Here is a 4,199-nt window from a genome sequence, read left to right as displayed (position 1 = left end):
CTTTTCCTCTAAAGACCGGGTATCCATGTCGATCTTGTCATCGGTCACTTTGGCGTAAATCTGCGTCGTGGAAATGCGGCTATGCCCCAGCATTTTACTGACGGTTTCAAGCGGGACACCATGCGAAAGCGTGATCTCGGTGGCGTAGGTATGGCGTGCAACGTGAAAGACGAGCTTCCGTTCAATTCCGCAAATGGCGGCAATACGTTTCAGTGTCCGGTTGAGTTCGTTGTTGCTGTACATCGGCAGCAGTTTTCCTTCCGAGGCCATATCCCGGTACTTGTCGAGGATGAGCAACGGTATGTCGAGCAACGGCACTTCATAGTCGATTTTCGTCTTCTTGCGGGCGGTCTTGATCCATACCTCACCGTCCTCGGCCACTTCCAGATCCTCCGTCGTCAGGCGGCACATGTCCCCGTAAGGGATACCCGTGTAGCAGGAGAAGAGGAACAGGTCGCGGATATGGTAGAGTTTCGGGTCGTGCAGGGGTGTGGTCATCAGCCGTTGTAACTCCGCTGCGGTAAGGTATTTCTGTTCCCGCTCGGGATGTTCGGCTTCATAACCCGCGAACGGGTCGGCAGTGATAATCCCTTCCGCGATGGCTTCCCCGACAATCGTGTTCAACCGTGTGACAAGCAACACGATAGTTCCCAGGGCAAAGCGGCGCTCCGTGCGTAGGTAGAGGTCATAGTTGTCGATGAATGAACGGTTCAGGGCCGTGAAAGGAACATCCGACAACTTGTATTTCTCCTGGATGAAAGCAGCCACACAGTTACAAGCATAGCGGTAAGATTGCGCTGTTCCCTTTTCCCGGTTCACGCCGACACGTTTCTCGAAATGTTCGATGAACGTCCGGAAATAACCCAACAGGGTTTCCTGCCCGAAAGCCGTCCCCAACAACAGATTCCTTATTTCTTCAGCCGTTACATTCTCACGGGTGGCTGACAGTTCGTCATAAATGGCAATGGCTGAAGCTCGCAAATCGTCCAGTTGCCGGTTGATTTCCCGCGCGGCGTTACTTTTACCCGTGGCACGTCCGGATGCCCACAGTGCAGCGGGTACGGACATTTTCGCACTAAAAGCCGCTTCTGAAAATTTGCCGACAACAAGTTTCGCCATGACCGGGCAATGTCCCTCGTCATTCATTTCGCTCTTTTTGAGGTAGAACGTAACCGTTACATCCGTCTGTTTCATAACTCTATTTTTTATGTTGCAAAATTACTTGATATAGAGTTATTTACAGTTATGAAAATTATAGCGGAACAAAGAATAAAACCCCGGATGCCGGTAACATAACCTGTATTTCCATGAAAAACGGAAAAAAACGGTTATCTTTACGGGCAAAATATAGGGTTCTTTGCATGGTGAACGGTAAAACCGCAGGTGGTTAAGCGTTATTTTGCCGGATTATCCGGGGCTAAAAAAGGCAACGGATAAGTAGCAAATCTTTCTCTTAACCTTTCATTATCCTGCATTTTAGCGATTTGGAAAGGTATAGAAGAATTTGGCTTAACTCTCCTCAATACCAAACACTTACTTTATTTATCCAAATTTTGCCGTTTTTTTGCGAGTTCTTGTTATATTTGTATAAAAATCAATGCTTTAAATGACAAAGAAAGACCGATTTGTGTGTTGGCTCCCTTGCAAGCCTTATGTCAAGCAATTCCTGCTGTACAATTTCAATGCCCCGGACGACACCTGGACCGAAATAGTCAATCTGTCCCCGGACAAGGAGCTACAGAACGACTTCCTTTCCAGGCTTGCAAAACCCGGACGATACGAGAACAGATACCGGAACCTGGCACGATATACCGCCAACGTGGCGGTGGAGATACGCCGTGATGACTTCTACCGATACGGATGGGCGATGTCGAATACCGAAGTGGTGGCGTTCGGCAGCAAGGTGGAAAGACGGATCAAGCAGATGCTTTTCCTCTATCTCGACACCCATGTCAGTATCGGAATCCCACTCTCGACCGCCATCCGCAACTTTCAGAACAGCTTCGGCTTTGATGACGACACCTGGTCTTATGAGACTATCCGCAGGGAGTATAACCGGCATGGATATAGGAAAACGGTGGAGAATACCACGATTTTAGACGTTATTAACCGTATAATTTTGGGGAAGTTGTCCGAATTCGGGACAATTTCCCAGCAGGGAAAAATGACTTATGAAAGCAATGCATTATGATTTTGAAAACGTCGGAGGATTGTTGCAGGTGATTGCCGTGCCTCCGGCCTCGTTCGTGCAAATCCGTAAGGACTATGCCGCCGGTCTGAACTATCTGGAACTCCGCAACCGGGAGGATATTGTTTCCATACCGGTATATGCCAATGACACCTATTCCTATAATGAGGACAAGGAGGTGAATGATGCGGGGGATTGCTGGAATGTGTCGGTCGAAGGGGTGATTCCAAAACTTTCCTCAGTGAATCATCATTTAATGGAGACGCTGGAGCGTGGCTTGTGGTATGTACTGGCAGTGGACGGCAACGGGGTGGTCCATTGGTGCGGGCAGGAGGACGCACTCATGCTGTTCAACACGAACAAGACAAGCGGACGTTCCGTGTCGGAACGGAACGGTACCTCATTCACGTTCACCTGCATCCAGGATGAACCGACCTCCTATATTGAAAACATGGAGGAAATATAGCCGTACGGCTTCCTCTGCCGACACACAACACGCTTTCGTTCAAACGTTTATCTGCTTACCGTCGGTACCCGATGTCCTTGGGTACCGTTTTTTTTGCGTTTTTCTTTGCGCAAAAATAAGTTTTATGAACGAGACAGTTATCACATTATTCGGAACGATTGATCGGTATTGGTACAATAAAAATTATCTGAAATACTTTCTTGACAAGGCCAAAGGCCAGCCCGTACGCCTGAAGGTTTCCAGTTATGGCGGTGATGTGGCCGAAGCGGTTGCCATGTCCGCCCTGATGGCCGAGCACGGCAATGTGACGGTGGAGTTCATCAGCTTCAACGCTTCGGCAGCCACTGTACTGGCATTCGGTGCCAAGTCCATCGAGATGCACGAGGACGGCATGTGGCTGGCGCATAAATGCAGCCTGGGAGTGGACATCTGGGGCCAGCTCAATGCGGACCAGTTGGAGGACACCATCAAGGAACTGCAGAACAAGAAGAAGAGCGCGGAAGCCATTGACCTGATGATTGCACAGAAGTACATCAACCGTAGCGGCAAAAGCCTGAAGGACATTATCACCTTGATGGAAGAGGAACGCTGGATGCCTGCCGCCGAAGCCAAGGAATGGGGATTCATAGACAAGATCATTCCCGGTACCCATAAAAAGCCGCAGGTGACCAATGAAATGACCGACTGCTTCACCGCGCTTGGTCTACCGTTGCCGGCTATCGATTCGGAGGGGAAGCCGGAACCGGAAGGCCGTGACAAAAACTTGGTCTCCCAGATTATCGACGGTATCAAAGGGCTGTTCCCTACCGGCAACAAGACTGACATTTCTAATTCTTCAAATACAGTTATGCGTAAAGAATTTACTTTCATCAACCAGATCCTCAACAGCGAAGGCATTGAGGAAAAAGACGGCAAGATGTTGCTTACCGTAGAGAATCTGCAGGCCATCAATGACGCCGTCAAGACCGCCAACGAAGCGAAAGCCAAAGCGGAGAATGACCTGGCTGTCGCCAACACTGCCAAGGAGACCGCCGAAAACAGTCTGACGGCAGTCGTGAATGACCTTGACAGCCTGAGTGACAGCATCAAGAATGCCGCCGACAACAAGGCCAAGGTACAAGTTATCCGTGACATTGTCGCCAAGATACCCGGAACGGGTACCGACAGCCACCGGGAAGCGAACGAAGACAACAAGTTTGCGGACATCGCCACAGACCCGATCAACAGTTTTGAGAATGAGTAACACTAAACTATTCTATTATGGATTTTAAAGCACCTATTGACATTACCGCCGTTCTGACCGCGGTAAAAAAGCACAAGGACATCCTGAAGGCGGTCGACAAGCTCGACGCCTCAGAGGTGTTGAGACATTTCACTCCGGTACCGGGCATAACCGACTCCCTTGAACTGGGCAAGGTGGAGGGCGGAAGCATCTCCGGCAAGTACACCGGAAAGTTCACTGCCGGAAAGAATCTGGGCAAGATTGTTCCCCGACGTCTGGTAGTGCGTCCCGTTGTAATGGAGATGTCCGACGAGCCTGAGCGC

The 4,199-nt window shown here is 49.8% G+C and carries 4 protein-coding genes and 1 pseudogene; 4 read left to right on the top strand and 1 reads right to left on the bottom strand.

Translation table 11 applies throughout. From position 1 onward, the window contains the following. The coding region (locus tag ABUA47_RS23380) for a site-specific integrase (protein ID WP_349832142.1) at window positions 1-1,194 on the bottom strand (1,194 nt) is incomplete at its 3' end. Window positions 1,195-1,606: 412 nt separating this feature from the next. Here ABUA47_RS23380 and ABUA47_RS23375 point away from each other — a divergent pair. The 4 genes and pseudogenes from ABUA47_RS23375 to ABUA47_RS23360 form a co-directional block, all read left to right on the top strand. Next, window positions 1,607-2,191 (top strand): hypothetical protein, encoded by a 585-nt coding sequence (locus ABUA47_RS23375; RefSeq protein WP_349832141.1) that lies wholly within the window; start codon window positions 1,607-1,609, stop codon window positions 2,189-2,191. Further along, on the top strand, window positions 2,172-2,654 hold the full coding sequence (locus ABUA47_RS23370; RefSeq protein WP_005828973.1) for a hypothetical protein: 483 nt from the start codon (window positions 2,172-2,174) through the stop codon (window positions 2,652-2,654). The genes ABUA47_RS23375 and ABUA47_RS23370 overlap by 20 nt, the downstream gene beginning before the upstream one ends. 124 nt (window positions 2,655-2,778) lie before the next feature. Further along, entirely contained in the window at window positions 2,779-3,897 is a 1,119-nt protein-coding gene (locus tag ABUA47_RS23365; RefSeq protein ID WP_005828975.1) for a Clp protease ClpP, read from the top strand. Window positions 3,898-3,914: 17 nt separating this feature from the next. Continuing rightward, window positions 3,915-4,199 (top strand): annotated as a pseudogene (locus ABUA47_RS23360) (hypothetical protein); the annotation flags it as partial.

The organism is Bacteroides sp. RTP31139st1_H2_RTP31139_211217 (genome assembly GCF_040227615.1).
Taxonomy (GTDB): domain Bacteria; phylum Bacteroidota; class Bacteroidia; order Bacteroidales; family Bacteroidaceae; genus Bacteroides; species Bacteroides uniformis.
The sequence above is the reverse complement of the archived record's forward strand: the minus strand, read 5'-3'. Positions and strand labels throughout refer to the sequence as shown.